18 protein-coding genes are annotated in these 19,041 nt (G+C 65.7%); 16 read left to right on the forward strand and 2 right to left on the reverse strand.

The annotated features are described in order from the left end of the window. From ACTNBK_RS07695 to ACTNBK_RS07755, 13 genes are all read left to right on the forward strand, one after another. A partial coding sequence (locus tag ACTNBK_RS07695) for an S-layer homology domain-containing protein (protein ID WP_441145053.1) occupies window positions 1-1,308 on the forward strand: 1,308 nt, incomplete at its 5' end. A gap of 171 nt (window positions 1,309-1,479) precedes the next feature. Further along, window positions 1,480-2,568: a sugar kinase gene (locus tag ACTNBK_RS07700; protein WP_441145055.1), complete on the forward strand. Its 1,089-nt coding sequence runs from the start codon at window positions 1,480-1,482 to the stop codon at window positions 2,566-2,568. 39 nt (window positions 2,569-2,607) lie between these two features. Next, entirely contained in the window at window positions 2,608-3,342 is a 735-nt protein-coding gene (ymfI, locus tag ACTNBK_RS07705; RefSeq protein ID WP_441145057.1) for an elongation factor P 5-aminopentanone reductase, read from the forward strand. Window positions 3,343-3,474: 132 nt separating this feature from the next. Beyond that, the gene (locus tag ACTNBK_RS07710) at window positions 3,475-4,686 is read left to right on the forward strand and encodes an ABC transporter substrate-binding protein (RefSeq protein WP_441145135.1); all 1,212 of its coding nucleotides are present in this window, start codon (window positions 3,475-3,477) and stop codon (window positions 4,684-4,686) included. A gap of 179 nt (window positions 4,687-4,865) precedes the next feature. Beyond that, on the forward strand, window positions 4,866-5,744 hold the full coding sequence (locus ACTNBK_RS07715; protein ID WP_441145059.1) for a branched-chain amino acid ABC transporter permease: 879 nt from the start codon (window positions 4,866-4,868) through the stop codon (window positions 5,742-5,744). Between the two features lie 10 nt (window positions 5,745-5,754). After that, window positions 5,755-6,849, forward strand: a complete 1,095-nt coding sequence (locus tag ACTNBK_RS07720; protein WP_441145061.1) for a branched-chain amino acid ABC transporter permease — start codon at window positions 5,755-5,757, stop codon at window positions 6,847-6,849. Next, complete coding sequence (locus tag ACTNBK_RS07725) at window positions 6,842-7,693, forward strand: ABC transporter ATP-binding protein (protein WP_130848738.1); 852 nt, start codon at window positions 6,842-6,844, stop codon at window positions 7,691-7,693. The genes ACTNBK_RS07720 and ACTNBK_RS07725 overlap by 8 nt, the downstream gene beginning before the upstream one ends. Window positions 7,694-7,703: 10 nt before the next feature. Continuing rightward, window positions 7,704-8,405: an ABC transporter ATP-binding protein gene (locus ACTNBK_RS07730; protein ID WP_294510672.1), complete on the forward strand. Its 702-nt coding sequence runs from the start codon at window positions 7,704-7,706 to the stop codon at window positions 8,403-8,405. A gap of 166 nt (window positions 8,406-8,571) precedes the next feature. Next, the gene (locus ACTNBK_RS07735; RefSeq protein WP_441145063.1) at window positions 8,572-9,411 is read left to right on the forward strand and encodes a zinc dependent phospholipase C family protein; all 840 of its coding nucleotides are present in this window, start codon (window positions 8,572-8,574) and stop codon (window positions 9,409-9,411) included. 416 nt (window positions 9,412-9,827) lie between these two features. Next, window positions 9,828-10,097 carry a DUF2508 family protein gene (locus ACTNBK_RS07740; RefSeq protein WP_441145064.1) on the forward strand — a complete coding sequence of 90 codons (270 nt, stop codon included), beginning with the start codon at window positions 9,828-9,830 and terminating at the stop codon, window positions 10,095-10,097. After that, window positions 10,081-10,350 carry a pro-sigmaK processing inhibitor BofA family protein gene (locus tag ACTNBK_RS07745; RefSeq protein WP_441145066.1) on the forward strand — a complete coding sequence of 90 codons (270 nt, stop codon included), beginning with the start codon at window positions 10,081-10,083 and terminating at the stop codon, window positions 10,348-10,350. Before ACTNBK_RS07740 ends, ACTNBK_RS07745 begins: the two co-directional genes overlap by 17 nt. 130 nt (window positions 10,351-10,480) lie before the next feature. After that, on the forward strand, window positions 10,481-11,101 hold the full coding sequence (locus ACTNBK_RS07750; protein WP_441145068.1) for an S-layer homology domain-containing protein: 621 nt from the start codon (window positions 10,481-10,483) through the stop codon (window positions 11,099-11,101). A 451-nt stretch (window positions 11,102-11,552) separates the two neighbouring features. Then, window positions 11,553-13,082, forward strand: coding sequence for a peptidoglycan DD-metalloendopeptidase family protein (locus ACTNBK_RS07755; RefSeq protein ID WP_441145069.1), 1,530 nt, complete (start codon window positions 11,553-11,555; stop codon window positions 13,080-13,082). Window positions 13,083-13,186: 104 nt separating this feature from the next. Here the strand turns inward: ACTNBK_RS07755 and ACTNBK_RS07760 are convergent, their stop codons facing one another. Both ACTNBK_RS07760 and ACTNBK_RS07765 read right to left on the reverse strand, forming a co-directional pair. Continuing rightward, on the reverse strand, window positions 13,187-14,191 hold the full coding sequence (locus ACTNBK_RS07760) for an ATP-binding protein (protein WP_441145070.1): 1,005 nt from the start codon (window positions 14,189-14,191) through the stop codon (window positions 13,187-13,189). 3 nt (window positions 14,192-14,194) lie between these two features. Then, a complete protein-coding gene (locus ACTNBK_RS07765; protein ID WP_441145072.1) occupies window positions 14,195-15,178 on the reverse strand; it encodes a DnaD domain protein in 984 nt (327 codons plus the stop codon). Window positions 15,179-15,409: 231 nt separating this feature from the next. Between ACTNBK_RS07765 and ACTNBK_RS07770 the strand changes: the two genes are divergently transcribed. From ACTNBK_RS07770 to dut, 3 genes are all read left to right on the forward strand, one after another. Further along, window positions 15,410-15,724, forward strand: a complete 315-nt coding sequence (locus ACTNBK_RS07770) for a cell division protein ZapA (RefSeq protein WP_441145074.1) — start codon at window positions 15,410-15,412, stop codon at window positions 15,722-15,724. A 720-nt stretch (window positions 15,725-16,444) separates the two neighbouring features. Next, entirely contained in the window at window positions 16,445-18,541 is a 2,097-nt protein-coding gene (locus ACTNBK_RS07775; RefSeq protein WP_441145076.1) for a DUF3656 domain-containing U32 family peptidase, read from the forward strand. Between the two features lie 22 nt (window positions 18,542-18,563). Continuing rightward, complete coding sequence (dut, locus tag ACTNBK_RS07780; protein ID WP_441145078.1) at window positions 18,564-19,013, forward strand: dUTP diphosphatase; 450 nt, start codon at window positions 18,564-18,566, stop codon at window positions 19,011-19,013. Window positions 19,014-19,041 lie beyond the last annotated feature (28 nt).

Genomic DNA, 19,041 nt, shown 5'->3' on the forward strand with positions numbered 1-19,041 from the left:
GCGCCGCCCCCCCCCCCCCCCCCGGGGGGCCCCCCCCCCCCCTCCGGCGGACTGGCCCTGGTGACCTCCAACCAGGAGGCCACCAGCCAGGCGGTGGGCTTCACCGGTGTGCCCGAGGACTGCCAGAGCCTCCAGGTCACCTTCACCCTCTCCCAGTCCAGCCCCAGCTATGACTTTGCCCTGGACGGCTCCCTGGCCGCCCTGCCCGGCGTCCACGCCACCCACCAGCAGGAGGGGGACCGGGTGACGGTCTACGTCACCCTCCGCACCGGGACCCTCACCGACAGCGGCAGCCTCACTCTGGGCACCCTCTCCACCCCCGGCACCTCCTTTGCCGTGACCGGCTTTTCCGACAGCAAGCTGCTGGGGAGCAACAGCGGGGAGCTGGGCGTCGGCCCTTCCGACAGCGGCAGTTCCGGCGGCAGTAGCCCCGGCAGCGGCTCCGGCAGCTCCGGTGGTCAGACCAGCGGCGGCTCCGTTGAGGATCTATGGTCCATCCAGGTGGACCGGCCCACGGGAGGCACCCTCACCGTCAGCCGCTCCCAGTCCGCCAGCGGCAGGACCGTCACCCTCACCGCCGTACCCAATGAGGGCTACGTACTCCAGAAGGTGACCGCCGTCACCGCCGCCGGCAAGTCCCTCTCCCTCACCAAGCAGAAGGATGGGACCTACACCTTTACCATGCCCGCCGCCAAGGTCACCGTCTCCGCCGTCTTCACCCCGAAGGGCCAGACAGAAGGGGAGAAGGAGGAGCCTTTGCCCTTTACCGATGTGGCATCCGGCGACTGGTACGCCCAGGCGGTAGCCTACGTTTACCGGCAGGGTCTCATGAGCGGCACCGCCCAGAACCAGTTCTCCCCCAACCTCACCACCAACCGGGCCATGCTGGTCACCATCCTGTACCGCCTGGCGGGCAGCCCCGCCGTCTCCGGCGCCGCCGCCTTCACCGACGTGGCGTCCGGCGACTGGTATGCCAATGGCGTGGCCTGGGCCAGCGCCAACGGCATCGTCACCGGCTACGGCGACGGCCGCTTCGGCCCCAGTGACCCCATCACCCGGGAGCAGATGGCCGCCATCCTGTACCGCTACGCCGGCTTTGCCGGACAGAGCACCGCCGGTCAGGCCGACCTGAGCGGCTATACCGACGCCGGACTGGTCTCGGCCTACGCCGCCGCACCCATGGGCTGGGCGGTGGACCGGGGGCTCATCACCGGCGTCAGCGCCCACACCCTGGTCCCCGGCGGCTCCGCCACCCGGGCTCAGGTGGCCACCATCCTCATGCGCTTTTGCCAGATGGCCCAGCACTGACCACCGCAGCCCAAAGCGCGCCCCGGCCGACCCGGCGCGGGGGCCGCGCTTTTTCTCCGCCATCCCACCCCGTGTCCGTCAGAGACCGGATGGCCGTTGCATTTTTGCCGCTCAACCGGTACAATGTACCATACCAGCGGCGGCTGACCGCCGTGACCCAAGGAGGCTCCCATGGAACATTTCAATCCCCTGCTCAAAGACAACATCAGTCCCCAGAAATTCATCACCATCGGTGAGATTATGCTCCGGCTCACCCCGCCGGACTACGAGAAGATCCGCATGGCCACCAGCTTCGAGGCCAGCTACGGCGGCAGCGAGGCCAACATCGCCCTGGCCCTGGCCAACCTGGGTGTGGACGCCACCTTCTTCAGCGTGGTGCCCAACAACAGCCTGGGCAAGAGCGCCATCCGCATGCTCCGCAGCAACGACGTCCACTGCACCCCCATCATCCTCTCTACCCCGGAGGAGACCCCCACCCACCGTCTGGGCACCTACTACCTGGAGACGGGCTACGGCATCCGCCCCAGCAAGGTCACCTACGACCGCAAGCACAGCGCCATCACCGAGTACGACTTCTCCCAGGTGGACCTCCGCGCCCTGCTGGAGGGCTTCGATTGGCTCCACCTCAGCGGCATCACTCCCGCTCTGGCCCCCAACTGCCGCCAGCTCACCATGGACTGCCTCAAGGTGGCCAGGGAGCTGGGGCTCACCGTCAGCTTCGACGGCAACTTCCGCTCCACCCTCTGGAGCTGGGAGGAGGCCCGGGACTTCTGCACCCAGTGCCTGCCCTATGTGGACGTCCTCCTGGGCATTGAGCCCTACCACCTCTGGAGGGATGAGGCCGACCACAGCAGGGGAGAGTGGAAGGACGGGGTCCCCCTCCAGCCCAGCTATGAGGAGCAGGACGAGATCTTCCAGGCCTTCATCCGCCGCTACCCCAACCTCAAGTGCATCGCCCGCCACGTGCGCTACGCCTACTCCGGCAGCGAGAACAGCCTGAAGGCCTTCCTGTGGTACGAGGGCCATACTTTTGAGAGCAAGCTCTTCACCTTCAACATCCTGGACCGGGTGGGCGGGGGCGACGCCTTCGCCAGCGGCCTCATCTACGCCATGATGCACGACTTCCGGCCCATGGACATGGTGAACTTCGCCGTGGCCAGCAGCGCCATCAAGCACACCATCCACGGCGACGCCAACATCACCGACGACGCCAACGCCATTCTCAACCTCATGAACATGAACTACGACATCAGACGGTGACCCGGGCCGCCGCCCGGGCCCGGAAGGGAGGAGCCCTATATGGAACAAAAGACCGTCCTCATCACCGGCGCCAGCCGGGGCATTGGCGCCGCCGCCGCCCGGGCCTTTGCAGCCGCCGGCTACGCCGTGGCCGTCCACTACCACACCTCCGAGGCCGAGGCCCTGGCCCTCACCGCCCAGCTCACCGCCGCCGGGCACACCGCCATGGCCGTCCGGGCCGACGTCTCCGACCCGGAGCAGGTCCGGGCAATGGTTGACAATGTGTTGGATAATTTTTGTCAACTTGACATTCTGATATGTAATGCCGGCCGGGCCTGGACCGGTCTGCTGTGCGACATGAGCGACCGGGAGTGGCGGACACTGATGGGGGCCGACCTGGACGGCGTCTTTTACTGCTGCCGGGCGGTCTACCGCCACATGGTCTCCCGAAAGACCGGGCGTATCCTCACCGTCTCCTCCATGTGGGGCCGGTCGGGGGCCTCCTGCGAGGCGGCCTATTCCGCCGCCAAGGCCGGCGTCATCGGTCTCACCCAGGCCCTGGCCAAGGAGCTTGGCCCCTCCGGCATCACCGTAAACTGTGTGGCCCCGGGGGTCATCGACACCGAAATGAACGCCCATCTGGGCCCCGAGGCCCTGGATGAGCTGGCGGGGGAGACCCCCCTGGGCCGGCTGGGCACCCCCCGGGACGTGGCCAACGCCCTCCTCTTTCTGGCCTCCCCGGAGGCGTCTTTCCTCACCGGACAGGTCATCGGGGTGGACGGGGGATTCCTCTAAAGGCGGACATTGTGTCTTTTGTTCATGATTCGGACACATTTCCCCCATCCGGTTGGTCAAAACGACGGTTGACAATTTACGGGGCGCAGGCTTATAATTGTCAACAACCTAAAGGAGGTTTTTACAATGAAAATGAATCGCGCTTTGTCTCTTGCTCTGGCTGGCGCGCTGGGCCTCAGCCTGCTGGCTGGCTGCGGCGGCGGTACCAGCAGCACTCCCGCTCCCACCGAGACCGGCTCCGCCGAGACCACTCCCGCTGAGACCGGCTCCACCGCTGCTTCCGGCGTCATCAAGATCGGCGGCATCGGCCCCCTGACCGGCTCCGCCGCCGTGTACGGCCTTGCCACCAAGCAGGGCGCTGAGGTGGCCGTGAACGAGATCAACGCCCTGGGCGGCCTCCAGTTCGAGCTGGACTTCCAGGACGACGAGGGTGACGCCGAGAAGGCCGTCAACGCCTACAACGCCCTCATCGGCGACGGCGCTCAGATCATCTACGGCTGCACCACCACCACCCCCTGCGTGGCCGTGGCTGCCGAGACCAACGCCGCCCGCTACTTCCAGCTGACCCCCTCCGCCTCCTCCACCGACGTCACCGCCGGTAAGGACAACGTGTTCCAGGTCTGCTTCACCGACCCCAACCAGGGCATCACTGCCGCCAACTACATCAAGGACAACAACCTGGGTACCAAGGTGGCCGTCATCTACAACAACGGCGACGCCTACTCCACCGGCATCTACAACGCCTTCCAGGCCACCGCTGACGAGATCGGCCTGGAGATCGTCTCCGTGACCACCTTCCCCGACGACACCAACACCGACTTCACCGTGCAGCTGGGCGACGCCCAGAGCGCCGGCGCCGACCTGGTGTTCCTGCCCATCTACTACACCCCCACCTCTCTGATCCTGAATCAGGCCAAGACCATGGGCTATGAGCCCACCTTCTTCGGCTGCGACGGCATGGACGGCATCCTGGACCTGGAGGGCTTCGACACCTCCCTGGCCGAGGGTCTGATGCTCATGACCCCCTTCAACGCCTGGGGCGAGGATGAGCGCACCGTCAACTTCGTCACCGAGTACCAGGAGGCCTACGGCGGCATCCCCAACCAGTTCGCCGCTGACGGCTACGACTGCATGTACGCCATCTATGAGGCCTGCCAGGCCGCCGGCATCACCGCCGACATGAGCGCCCAGGATATCTGCGAGGCCCTGATCGCCCAGTTCACCTCCGCCGACTTCAGCGTGGACGGCCTGACCGGTACCGGTATGACCTGGTCCACCAGCGGCGAGGTCTCCAAGGCCCCCGTCGTGGTCAAGGTCGAGGGCGGCGTCTACGTCACCCAGTAAGGACCTTTCCAACGGCCCTGAAGAAAGGGCTGTCGGCCTGCGCCGGCAGCCCTTTTTCCCCGTTTCGGGCCTCACGGCCCTACCCGCCTGTATGGCGGGCACATCCGCAGCCCACGCCGGCCGCGGATGTGCCTGCCATACAGCCATTCCCCGAGAGAGAAAGAAAGAGGTGACCCGATATGAGCATCCTCAATAACCTCATCAACGGCATCAGCCTGGGCAGCGTCTACGCCATCATCGCCCTGGGCTACACCATGGTCTACGGCATCGCCAAGATGCTCAACTTCGCCCACGGCGACGTTATCATGGTGGGCGCCTACGTCTGTTTCTTCGCCACCGGTCAGTTCGGCCTGCCCCCCCTGGTGGGCGTGCTGCTGGCCATGGTGGTGTGCACCGTGCTGGGCATGGTTATCGAGCGCCTGGCCTACAAGCCCCTGCGCCAGGCGCCCTCCCTGGCCGTCCTCATCACCGCCATCGGTGTGAGCTACTTCCTCCAGAACTCCGCCCTGCTCCTGTGGAAGTCCGACCCCAAGGTGTTCACCTCCGTGGTGGGCAACGGCTCCGTGAAGCTCTTCGGCGGCCAGCTCACCATCACCCACGTAGCCATCGTCACCGTGCTGGCCTGCGTGGTCATCATGCTGGCCCTCACCTGGTTCACCGGCCGCACCAAGATGGGCAAGGCCATGCGGGCCTGCTCCGAGGATAAGGCCGCCGCCCAGCTCATGGGCATCGACGTGGACCGTACCATCTCCATGACCTTCGCCATCGGCTCCGCCCTGGCCGCCATCGCCGGCGTGCTGCTGTGCTCCACCTATCCCTCCCTCATGCCCACCACCGGCTCCCTCCCCGGCATCAAGGCCTTCACCGCCGCCGTCTTTGGCGGCATCGGCTCCATCCCCGGGGCCATGCTGGGCGGCATCCTGCTGGGCATCATCGAGATCTTCGCCAAGGCCTTCAACACCAACATCTCCGACGCAGTGGTCTTTGCCGTGCTCATCGTGGTGCTGCTGGTCAAGCCCACCGGCCTTCTCGGCAAGGTCGTGCGGGAGAAAGTGTGAGGTGGTCCCTATGAAAACGATCGCTCCCGGCCGCAAGCGGCTCTTCAACAACATCATTACATACGCCATGGTCATCGCCGCCTTTGTGATCCTCCAGATCCTCAACGCCGGCGGCATGCTCTCCCCCTCCCTCCAGGGCCAGCTGGTGCCCATCTGCGCCTACGTCACCATGGCCATCTCTCTCAACCTGGTGGTGGGTATCTCCGGCGAGCTCAGCCTGGGTCACGCCGGCTTCATGAGCGTGGGCGCCTTCTCCGGCGTGGTGGCCAACCTCTCCCTCCAGTCCGCCATCCCCTCCGGCCCCGTCCGGCTGCTGGTGGCCATGGTCATCGGCGCCATTCTGGCCGGTATCGCCGGCACCATCGTGGGCGTCCCCGTCCTCCGGCTCCGGGGCGACTACCTGGCCATCGTCACCCTGGCCTTCGGCGAGATCATCAAGAACATCATCAACATCCTCTACATCGGTGTGGATGAAAACGGCCTCCACTTCTCCACCCAGAATGAGATGGCCCTCAATCTGGCCGAGGGCGGCAAGGCCATCCTCAAGGGGCCCATGGGCGTCACGACCAATACCAAGCTCTCCACCTTCACCGCCGGCTTTATCCTGGTGCTCATCGCCCTCACCGTGGTCCTCAACCTGGTGAACAGCCGCTCCGGCCGGGCCATCATGGCCCTGCGGGACAACCGCATCGCCGCCGAGAGCGTGGGCATCGGCGCCACCAAGTTCAAGCTCACCGCCTTCGTCACCTCCGCCGTGCTGGCCGGCGCCGCCGGCGCCCTCTACGCCATGAACTACTCCTCTCTGGCCGCCAAGAAGTTTGACTTCAACACCTCCATCCTCATTCTGGTCTTCGTGGTGCTGGGCGGCCTGGGCAACATCCGGGGCTCCATCATCGCCGCCGCCCTCCTCTACGTGCTGCCGGAGCTCCTCCGCGACTTCTATGACTACCGCATGCTCATCTACGCCATCGTCCTCATCCTGGTCATGCTGGCCACCAACAGCCCCTTCTTCCGGGATCTGAAGGGCCGGTTCCAGGAGTGGCTCCGGGAGCGGGCCATGGCCAAGGCCGATGCCAAGGCGAAAGGAGGCGAAGGCCATGAGTAAGTTCCAGAAAGAGCCCACCAAGCTGGTGCCGGTGCCCAGCACCAACAAGATCCCCGAGCGCGACGTGGACAAGTCCCCCATCCTGGAGGCCCGCCACCTGGGCATCGACTTCGGCGGCCTCACCGCCGTCAACGACTTCAACATGGCCATCGGCCGCACCGAGATCGCCGGTCTCATCGGCCCCAACGGCGCCGGCAAGACCACCGTCTTTAACCTGCTCACCAAGGTCTACCAGCCCACCCGGGGCACCATTCTGCTGGACGGACACGATACCGCCGGCAAGACCACCGTCCAGGTCAACAAAATGGGCATCGCCCGTACCTTCCAGAACATCCGCCTCTTCTCCAACCTGAGCGTGGAGGACAACGTGAAGATCGGCCTGCACAACCACATCGGCTACGGTCTTTTCAGCGGTCTTTTGCGTCTCCCCAACTACTGGAAGGAGGAGAAGATCGCCCATGAGCGGGCTCTGGAGCTCCTCTCCATCTTCGACATGCAGGACCTGGCCAACGCCAAGGCGGGCAGCCTGCCCTACGGCGCCCAGCGCCGGCTGGAGATCGTCCGGGCCCTGGCCACCAACCCCAGCCTGCTGCTGCTGGACGAGCCCGCCGCCGGCATGAACCCCTCCGAGACCGCCGAGCTCATGGAGAACATCGTCAAGATCCGGGACACCTTCCAGATCGCCGTCCTCCTCATCGAGCACGACATGAGCCTGGTCATGGGCATCTGCGAGGGCATCGCCGTGCTCAACTTCGGCCAGATCATCGCCAAGGGCACGCCCGACGAGATCCAGAACGACCCCGAGGTCATCAAGGCCTACCTGGGTTCGGGAAAGGGGGAGTGACGCTATGAGCATGCTCCAAGTGGACAACATCAACGTCTATTACGGCGCCATCCACGCCGTCAAGGACATCTCCTTCTACGTGGACGAGGGGGAGATCGTCACCCTCATCGGCGCCAACGGCGCCGGCAAATCCACCACCCTCCAGACCATCTCCGGCCTGCTGCGCTCCCGCACCGGGTCCATCGAGTTTCTGGGCAAGGCCATCCAGAACGTGCCCGCCTCCAAGCTGGTGGCCCACGGCCTGGCCCAGGTGCCCGAGGGGCGCCGGGTCTTTCAGCAGATGACTGTGGAGGAAAACCTGGAGATGGGGGCCTTTACCCAGGCCAATTCCACCATCGCCCCCAACATGGAGCGGGTGTACGAGCAGTTCCCCCGGCTCAAGGAGCGGCGGCGGCAGGTGGCCGGCACCCTCTCCGGCGGCGAGCAGCAGATGCTGGCCATGGGCCGCGCCCTCATGTCCAACCCCAAGCTCCTCATGCTGGACGAGCCCTCCATGGGCCTGGCCCCCATCCTGGTGGAGCAGATCTTTGAGATCATCCAGCGCCTCCACAAGGCGGGCACTACCATCCTCCTGGTGGAGCAGAACGCCCAGATGGCCCTCTCCGTGGCCGACCGCGGCTACGTGCTGGAGACCGGCCGCATTACCCTCACCGGCCCCGGCAAGGAGCTGCTGGCCGACGAGGCCGTGAAAAAGGCCTACCTGGGCGGCTGACCGCCTCTCGCACGCACAAGCAGGTGTTCGAAAGAATTTCAGCCCCAGCGCCCGGCGAAACTTCGCCGGGCACTTTTTTCTTTGGCAAATTTCCCACTTTTCCCGAGACGGAAATGGTGGTAAAATACCACTTGATATCCGTTTCATAAAAAAGGAGAGAGCGGTCATGCCCAACTACTTTGCCCATCTGACCTTCGGCGCCCAGTGTCTGGACCGCCTGCCCCGGGAGCTGCGCGCGCGCCTGGAGCGGGAGCGGCCCGCCTTCGATCTGGGCTGTCTGGGCCCGGACCCTCTCTTTTTCTACCGGGTGGGCCGACCCAACGCCGTCCGCCGGGAGGGCATGACCATGCACGCCAAATCCGCCATGCCCGCCTTTGAGCGGCTCCGGGGCGCTCTGGAGGAGGGCCTCCCCATGGCCTCGGGCTATGCCGCCGGCTTCCTGTGCCACCTGGCCCTGGACAACGCCTGCCACAAGTGGGTGGACCAGCAGGCCGCCGCCGGCCCCGTGACCCACCTGGCCATGGAGGCCGAGTTCGACCGCCTCCTCATGGACCGGGCGGGGCTGGTCTCCCTGGGCAAGTCCTACCTGCCTGAGCCCCCGGAGGCCGCCGTCTTTGCCGCCGCCGCCCGGGCCTATGTGAGGTCCTCCCCGGAGCAGGTGGAGGAGGGCTACCGCTCCATGTGCCGGGACACGGCCCTCTTCGCCCGGCTCTCCGGCCATAAGCTCAGCCGCCCGGTGAACCGGCTGGTGGGCTCTCTGCCCGCCCTGCGGGCCCTCCGTGGGGTCTTCCTCACCGCCGACTCCCACAGCCGGTACGCCAAGAGCAACGATTTCCTCAGCCGCCGCCTGGCCGACACCGTCCCCGAGGCCGCCAATCAGATTACCCGCCTTTTCCGGGCCGTGGAGACCGGCGCCGCCCTGGACCCCTGGCTGGACCGGGATTTCAAGGGGCTCCTGCCCCGGGAGGAGTTCCACGGCATCCCCACCTCCGCCCCCGCCTATTGAGGTCCGCTCTACCATAAATATAGAAATGTATGCTGAAGGCCCTCCGCCGGATTACCCGGCGGAGGGCCTTTTTACCGTGCCCGGTCCGTCTGGCCGGGGACATTGCCCCGACCCGGACCGGCCCGGATTTGCGGGACAGGGACCACAGGGTCCAATTCCGCTGTCCGTCTCCCCCTTCGTCGGAGGAAACGCCCCGTCCTTTCGCCTTTCGCCAGAGGGTGACGTCACCCGGCACCGGCTTAAAAGGAGAGGTCTTTGTCCAGGTCCAGCGGACTGCCTTTCGGCCTGTCCGAGTCTAGTATGTCCCGTACCCCGGCGGAGATGCACCCCATTTTCTGGTATAAAGCCTGTCATATTTGTCCAGAATAGGCATAGAGTTCAGTGAGAACAGGACCAACCGGAAAGGAGGCGCTGCCATGGTGGAGGCCCAGCGCAAAAAAGTCTTTTTCTTCCGCCGCAAAGGGGAGAGCGTACGGGAGGGGGAACTCCGCGCCCTGAAGGATGGCCTGGACCGCACCCGCGTCCTCATCAACCAGGCCTATGCCGGCTTCAACGGCACCGACGACCCCGACCTCATCGAGTCCTACGTCTTTGAGATCAATTCCCTCCAGGCCCGGTATGCCTACCTGCTGCGCCGGGTCAAGGGCCTGGAAGGGCAGGTGACCAAGGATGGCCATGCTGGGTGACACCCTGCCCTGGCTGCTGGTGGGCCTCACGGCGGTGGGCGCCCTGCTCCTCCTCCGGGAGCCCATCCGCCGCCTGGGCGGCCTGTGCCTGCGCACCCTGGTCTCTCTGGGCGCCCTGGCCGCCTTCAGCCCCCTGGGCGCCCTCCTGGGCTGCTCCTTGGGGGTCAACCTGGCCAATGCCCTGGTCATGGCCCTGCTGGGCGCCCCGGGCTTCGGTCTGCTCCTCCTCCTCAACTGGGCCCTGGCCATCTGACCGGGGTCCTTTTTCTTTTTTTTGAACTTGTTCACAGTTTAGAAACAAAAGTAGGATAAAATGTATCCTGCTCAAATACTATGCCCGCCCCTCTCACCGGCGGGACAGAGAAAAGCAGGTGACTCCAAGGATGAAACGACCGATCTGCGCGTGGCTTCTGGCCCTGGGCCTGGCCGTCGGCACCGCCCTGCCCGCCTCCGCCGCCGCTTTTACCGATGTGGCCTCCGACGCCTGGTACGCCCAGGCGGTGAACGAGGTCGCTGCCGCCGGCATCATGAACGGCACCACCGCCGCCACCTTCTCCCCCGACGAGCAGGTGACCCGGGGCATGGTGATGGCTGTCCTCTGGCGGCTTTCCGGCAGCCCCGCCCCCAGCGCCCCCAGCACCTTCCCCGACGTGGAGGAGTGGTACTACTACGCTGACGCCGTGGCCTGGGCCCAGCAGGTGGGCATCGCCAGCGGCCTGGGTGACGGCACCTTCGGCGGCGGCTACATCGTCACCCGGGAACAGCTGTCCGTCTTTCTCTACCGGTACAGCCAGTACGCCGGTCAGGAGCTGGCCAACGGCGTCCTGGACATCTATAACGATGTGGACAGCGTCCACACCTGGGCCAAGGAGGGCATGGCCCACGCCGTAGGCGCCGGGCTCATCACCGGCACCGACGAGGGCAACCTGGAGCCCGCCGGCGCCGCCACCCGGGCCCAGCTGGCCGTCATCCTTCAGCGCCTCATGACCCCCGCCGTGGGCTGACAAAGCCGGCACCTCCACCATTTTCAGTCAAACAACGTCTCCTGACATTCTGCGCACTCCCGCCCACCGGTGGAAGCCGGAGGGTGAGAGTGCCTTTTTTAGTTATTTTTTGGAAGTTAAAGTGGGCGATCTTTCTCGCTATGTTACAGAATTGTTACGGCAAAATCACGAAATTTTCCCTCGGCGCCGGGGGAACAAGCCCCCCATTTCAGGTCCCATATCGACAAAAACATGCGAAATAACATTGTAAACCAATGATATATTCACTTTTTCTTGTTTAAAAAGTGCTGTACCGCCCGACCTGCTTCGACCAAAAAGGACTTGACGGTGGGGGGGAAAGCGTGTATCATTCCTTTGTAACCTTTTGTAATTATTTATGATCGGTTTGTCATTTTTGTCCGACTATTCCAGTCGGAATTTCTGTAGATCGTGCAAGGGAGGCATCACCTGCATGGATGAAATCCTGCATTCACCACAGCGAGAACTGCCGCGCCGTCGGCAGCGCAAAGGCTCCGTCCCCGCCGGGGAAGAGAGGGCCGAGCGCCTGAAGGAGCGGTTTTTCAAATTCATGGACGCCGCCGGCGCCAGGAGCCAGGTGCTCCACCGGCAGGGTACCCGGATCTACCACCGGGCCTGGTCGGCCATCGCCGGCAAGCCCAAGATGGCGCCTCTGCCCTTCCTGGCCATCAGTGCCGTCATCGGCGTGGCGGCCGTGGTGGGCACCATATACACCCCCGCCTATGTGGTCACCGTGGACGGTACCGACGTGGGCGTGGTCCGGAACAGGGCCGTCTTCGAGCAGGCCGAGGCCCGGGTGGAAGAGCGGGCCAGCAACATCCTGGGCTATGATTACACCCTGGACCACACCGTGACCTACGCCTCCGCCCTGGTGAAGCAGGATGAGCTCACCCCCGCCGCCGACCTGGAGACCTACCTCTTCGATCAGATCGGCGAGGTCATGAAGAGCTACGTCCTCACCGTGGACGGCCAGGTGGTGGGCGCCGCCGACGACCGGGCCGCCCTGGACCAGCTGCTGGAGGACCTGGCCGCCCCCTATGTCAACGATAACACCATTTCTGTGAACTACACCAAGAACGTCCACATCACCCGGGAGTACGTCCCCTCCGACGTGGAGCAGGACGTGACCGACATGATGGCCGCCCTCACCGCCAACACCAACGGCCAGACCACCTATGAGGTCCAGAAGGGCGACACCTTCATGGCCCTGGCCTTCGACAACGACATGACCATGGCCGAGATGGAGGCCCTCAACCCCGACGTGGACATCAACAAGCTCTATATCGGTCAGATCCTCAACATCAAGGAGGAGATCCCCTTCCTGGGCGTGGAGACGGTGGATTCCCTCACCTACACCGAGGCCATTGAGTGCCCCGTCCGCGAGGTGGAGGACAACAGCATGTACCAGGGCGACTCCAAGGTCCTGGACGAGGGCGTCCCCGGAGAGGCCCTCATCACCGCCGACGTGACCTACGTCAACGGCGTGGAGCGGGAGCGGAACATCACCTCCTCCACCACCGTCCGTGAGGCCACCGAGAAGGTCGTCGCCGTGGGCACCAAGGAGCGTCCCACCTGGTACCCCACCGGCAACTATATCTGGCCGGTGTACGGCTCCATCACCTCCCGGTTCGGCTACCGGTATATCTTCGGCTCCTACAGCTACCACTCCGGCCTGGACATCGCCGTCCCCTACGGCACCAGCGTGAAGGCCTCCGACGGCGGCACCGTCACCTTCGCCGGCTACAAGGGCAGCTACGGCTACCTGGTCATCATCGACCACGGCAACGGCGAGCAGACCTACTACGGCCACAACTCCAGCCTGCTGGTCTCCGCCGGCGACAAGGTCTACCAGGGCCAGGTCATCGCCAAGGCCGGCTCCACCGGCCGCTCCACCGGCAGCCACTGCCACTTCGAGATCCGCATAAACGGCACCGCCGTCAACCCCGCCGCCTACCTCAACTAAAAACGCAAAGCCGCCCCTGAGCCAACGCTCAGGGGCGGCTTTTTTATGCCCCGCGGCAAAAAGGGAGGGGCCGCGGCAGATGCCGCGGCCCCTCCCTTCGTCTTTCACATGCGTCCCTTCCGCTGGAGGCGGATGTCCTCGCCGAAGAAGGGGAGGACCCGGTACTCGCCCTCCAGCCGGGAGGCGATCTGGGGGCTGTACCGCCCCCGCACGTCGTCCATGGTCAGGTTGGAGCTGATGACCGTCCGCTTCTCCGCCGTCAGCCGGCTGTTCACCAACTGGTAGAGGGCCGACTGTACAAAGGGGGTGGTCATCTCGCTGCCCAGGTCGTCCAGGATCAGCAGGTCGCACTTCAAATACCGCCGGGTGTCATCCCGGGCCTCCCGGGCGTCCTCCTCGTCCCGGGAGAACTTCTGGGTCTCGAACCGGGCAAAGACCTCGCCTGCCGTGTCGTAGACCACCGAAAAGCCGTTCTCCGATACCGTCCGGGCGATGCAGGCCGAGAGGAAGGTCTTGCCCAGGCCGGTGCTGCCGCTGAGAAAGAGGTTGTTGAAGTAGTAACGGCCGAAATTCTGGGCATAATCCCGGCAGATCTTCAACACTTTCTCCATGTTCTCCCGGGGCGACCGGCCCCAGGCCGGCCACACCTCCGGGGAGTAAAAGCCCAGATCGAAGGTATCGAAGGACTGCTCCCCCAGGTCCAGGAGCTGGGAGAGCTCCTTGATCTGCTCCTGGGTGCACAGCACCTTCAGGCAGTCGCACATGTCGGAGCCCACCCAGCCCGAGTCCCCGCACTTGGCGCACAGGGGTTTGTCGTCCAGGGCGTCGGCGGGGAAGCCGTGGCCGGTGAGCAGCTCGGAGCGCTCCCGCTGGAGGGCCTGGTTCTTCTGACGGATGTCCGCCACCTCGGCGGTGGGGTCGCCCCCCTCCCGGAGGGCGGCGGCGATGACCTGGGCCATGGTGCGGCGCAGCAGCCGGTCGATCTCGGCCACCCGGGGCAGCTGGGCGTACACCTGCCGCCGCAGGGACTCCTGCCGGGCCTGCCGCTCCTCCCGCCGCTGGGAAAGCCGGGCCTGGGCCCGGCGCAGTACGTTGGGGCTGTATGACATGGCTTACTCCTTTCCCCCGGTCTGCTCCAGGAAGCGGTCCATCCAGTCCATGTCCTCCTTGAGCCGCTCCACCGCCTTGCCGGTGGGCTGGGCGCCGGGACCCTGGGCCGCCGGAGCCTTGGCCGGCCGGTCCTTGGGCCAGGCCGAATCCCCGGCCTCCACCTGCTGCCGGGTGTGGAGGCCCTTCTGGTGCCAGCTGCGCAGGATGGAGTTCATGTACGGCCAGTTGAGAGACCCCTTCTTGAGGACGGTCTTTTCAAAGGCCAGGGCGATGGCCTCGTCGTCGAAGCCCATCTCGATCCAGGCGTTGATGTACTTGCGCTCCCCCTCCACCGGCACCCGGCCGGAGATGCCCAGCAGGGGCAGCAGCCGGGCCTCCCGGCTCCGGAGAGCGGAGAGGGCCCGGACATGGGCGTCGGCGGCCTCGGGGGTGTCCACCCCCAGCCGCCGCCACAGGAAGGCCTCTTTGCGCAGCTGGGACATCCGGGGTTTTCGGCCGGGACCGTACTTCCGCTCGGTCTCCTCGATGCACCAGGTGGTGAGCAGCAGGATGACCTCCGCCGGCAGGGCCAGGTAGTCGAACATGGTGTAGAGCATCTTCAGGTCGGAGGCCGAGAGGACCTTTCCCAGCCGCCGCTCCAGCTCCCGGACCAGGTGGGGGAAGGCGCCGGGGCCCTCCATCTCCCGGGCGATGTCGGCGGAGGTGTAGTCCGGCGGGCTGTCCGGCTCCGGCGGGGCCGGGGCGGGGGAGAGGTCGGCATCCTTCCGGGCCAGGCCCAGGTCGGCCAGCTGGGTGTAGGTGGTGGAAATCCGGTCCGCCGACCAGCCCAGGGCCTTCCGCACCCCCTCGGCGTCGAACTGTCCACCCTGGCGGAGGAGCTGGAGATACAGCAGGGCGGCGTCCCCGCTGCCGGACCGGACCAGCCGCTCCGCCGCCGAAGACGTCATGGAGAGTACGCCCCCCGGAAGCAGCACCCCTGCGGCCATATCCATCTCCTCCTTTCCTTGTTTACGTAGGAACTATTTTATCTCAAAATCCGTCGGAAGAAAAGACAAATTTCTGCCACTTTCCCTCCTGTGGCCCAGGTCGGAAAGCCCCACCGCCCCTTGTCCCGGCGGGGGGAGTTATGGTATAATATTCTCCAAGCATCTCTGCTCCGGTCTATGGGACTTTCCCCACCGGAACACGCCTGAAAAAACAGATAGGGAGGGCCCGTCGTGAAAAACAAGATCACAGTCAATATCGCCGGTCAGAGCTATACTCTGGTGGCCGCCGAGGACGCGGCCTATATGGAAAAAGTGGCGTCCCACGTGGACGCCAAGGTCCAGGAGGTTTTGGACGAGTCCAAGGTCTCCCTGGTAGACGGCGCCATCCTGGGCGCCCTCAACATCGCCGACGAATATTACAAGGAGGTCGAGGCCTCCGAGAACCTGCGCCGCCAGCTCAAGGAATATCTGGAGGAGGCCACCAAGCTGAAAATGGAGCTCTCCGAGGCCAAGCGGGAGATCTTCAAGCTCCAGAACAAGAAATAAGCGGGACCGCGGGCGGCCAACGCCACCCCCGCGCCGCAGCACCCACTGGCGCAGCAATGAGTGCCACCCACGCCGCAGCAACGGTAATACCAGGCAGCGGCGCCACGTCCCGACTCCCACCTGCGCAGGCGGCGAAAAAAGTGGGGATCGGACCACTGGTTTTCCCTGTTCCACCGAGGTAGTCTACCGTAGACGGGGCTGGACCTCAACGGGGGCGTAAAGCCGGGCCGCCGGATTCCTATTTGGGACCACTCAACCCGCTTGGGAGCCCCTTTTTCTTTGGATTCCAAAAACCGTTCTTTTTCCAGCAGGGAAGCGAAACGGGTTTTGAGCCGTATCCTCCGTCCTTCTACGTTGCAGAACGGTAATGGACCGAAATGTGGTTTGGCGCGCCGGGTCGTCGCGCCCCACATCAAGGTGATGCCGCGATCTACCCCAGCCTCTTTTCCCCCACACCATCTTTCCCCCTTGGAGGACTTCTGCCATGCTGGAACTGCTCGCCCCCGCCGGGTCGCCGGAGGCCGTCACCGCCCCCCACGGGAGCTGACCGCTCCCGCGGGGCTCCCCCTTTCACTTCACATCCTCGGGGCAAGTGAATTGCCCCTGCGGCAAGGTTTTGGGCTGCGCCCAAAACGCTTGTGCGGCGCACTGCGCCGGGCCGGCTTGCGCCGGCTGCGGCGGTGACGCACCCACCATTCTTCTCCCTGGAGGACTTTTGCCATGCTGGAACTGCTCGCCCCCGCCGGGTCTCCTGAGGCTGTCACCGCCGCCATCCAGGCCGGCGCCGACGCCGTCTACCTGGGCTACGGGGACTTCAACGCCCGCCGCAACGCCAAAAACTTCTCCCTGGAGGAGCTGGCCTCGGCGGTTTCTTACTGCCACGTCCGGGGCGCCAAGGTCTATCTGACCCTCAACACCCTGGTCACCGACCGGGAACTCCCCGCCGCCGCCCAGGTGGCCGCCCAGGCCGCCGAGGTGGGGGTGGACGCCGTCCTCATCCAGGACCTGGGCATCCTACGGATGCTCCGCCAGGCCGCCCCCGGTCTGGCCGTCCACGGCTCCACCCAGCTCACCGTCCACTCCCTGGACGGCGTGCGCCGCTGCGCCGAGCTGGGCATGTCCCGGGTGGTCCTCTCCCGGGAGCTCTCCCGGGACGCCATCGAGCACATCTGTCTCAACTCCCCCATCGAGATCGAGACCTTCGTCCACGGGGCCCTGTGCATGTGCTACTCCGGCCAATGCTACTTCTCCTCCGTCATCGGCGGCCGGTCGGGCAACCGGGGCCTGTGCGCCCAGCCCTGCCGCCTCAAATACGGCTGGGGCAAGAAGGCCGACGGCAATCCCCTCTCCCTCAAGGACATGTCCCTGGCCGGCTACATCCAGGACCTCAAGAAGCTGGGGGTCAAGTGCCTGAAAATTGAAGGCCGCATGAAGCGGCCGGAGTACGTCTCGGTGGTCACCGGGGTCTACGCCCGGGCGATCAAGGAGGACCGGGAGCCCACCGACCAGGAGCTTCGGGACCTGGAGGCCGCCTTCTCCCGCCAGGGCTTTACCGACGGCTACTATCAGGATAAAAAAGGCCCCGCCATGTTCGGCGTCCGGGAGGAGACCCCGGAGCCCCGGGAGCTCTTCGCCCAGGCCCGGAGCCAGTATCAGAGCGGCGAGCTCCAGCGGGTGGACGTGATCCTCTACGCCATGGTCCGTCCCGGCGAACCCATCCAGGTGGGGGTCCAGGACGTGGACGGCCGGGTGGTCACCGCCTCCGGCCCCGTCCCCGAGGCCGCCCGCACCAAACCCCTCACCCCCGAGGCGGTGGAAAAGCAGCTCGCCCGCACCGGCGGCACCCCCTACCGCTGCGCCAAGGTCCGGGCCCTGGTAGAGCCCGACCTCTCCGTGCCGGTGGCCGCCCTCAACGCCCTGCGCCGCCAGGTGCTGGAGGAGCTCACCCGCCAGCGGGGTGCCGCCCCCGCCGCCCCCAACGTGGGACCCTTCCACACCGGTGTCCGGTACGAGAACCGCAAGGAGCCCCCCGTCCTCACCCTGTCCCTCCGCTCCGCCGGGCAGCTCACCCCGGCGCTGTGTGACCTGAAGCCCGCTCTCCTCTACCTGTCGGCGGAGGAGCTTGCCGCCCATCCCGAGGCCGCCGAAACCGCCCTGGCCGCCGGGGTCCGGGTGGGAGTGACCCTGCCCCGAATCTGCTGGGACCGGGAGCGGGAGGAGCTGGACAAGCAGCTGGAGGCCGCCCGGAGCCTGGGGGTCACCGACGCCCTGGTGGGCACCCTGGACCTCATCGCCCCCGCCCGTGACCACGGCTTCACCCTCCGGGGAGACTTTGGCCTCTCCGTCTTTAACTCCCAGGCCATCAAGGAGCTCAAGCGCATGGGCTTCGCCTCCTGCACCGCCTCCTTTGAGCTCAAGCTGGCCCAGATCCGGGACCTCTCCAAGCTCATTGACCTGGAGGTGGTGGTCTACGGCCGGCTGCCCCTGATGATCACCGAAAACTGCATCCTCAAGAACCGGGACGGCGGCTGCAAGCGGTCCTGTGAGGGCCAAAACCGCCTTCTGGTGGACCGGAAGGGGGAGCGCTTCCCGGTGCTCCGGGCCCCCGGCTGCCGCAGCGAGATCTTCAACGCCAAGCGGCTCTACCTGGCCGACAAGGCCAATGATTACCGCCGGGTGGGCGCCTGGGCCGCCCGCCTGAGCTTCACCACCGAGAGCGCCCAGGAGTGCCTCCACGTGGCCCGGCAGTACCTGGGCCAGGAGCGCCCCGCCCTGGACGATATTACCCGGGGGCTCTACTATCGCGACGTGGAGTAACCCCTTTTCCCTGGAGGTATCTATGGATTTACCCATCAAGGCTGTCTCCCCCAAGATCGGCGGGGAGATCCCCTATCCCTTCTACGCCAGCGCCGGCGCCGCCGCCATGGACCTGCACGCCTGCCTGGACGAGCCCGTCACCATCGCCCCCGGCGAGCTGGTGAGCATCCCCACCGGCATCGCCATCGCCCTCCCCTCGGCGGCCTATGTGGCCCTGGTCTTTGCCCGCTCCGGCCTGGGTGTCAAGCACGGCATCGCCCTCTCCAACGGGGTGGGGGTCATCGACAGCGACTACCGGGGGGAGATCAAGGTGGGGCTCACCAACCTCTCCCGCACCCCCTACACCATTTCCCCCGCCGACCGCATCGCCCAGCTGGCGGTGGTCCCCGTGGTCCAGGTGAGCCCCGTGCCCGTGGCCGACCTGGACGAGACGGAGCGGGGGAGCGGCGGCTTCGGCTCGACCGGCACATAAGCCATCTCTCGCACGTGCAAGCACGCGC

Source organism: Intestinimonas sp. HCP28S3_D6, assembly GCF_052065695.1.
In the GTDB taxonomy this organism is placed as follows: domain Bacteria; phylum Bacillota; class Clostridia; order Oscillospirales; family Oscillospiraceae; genus Intestinimonas.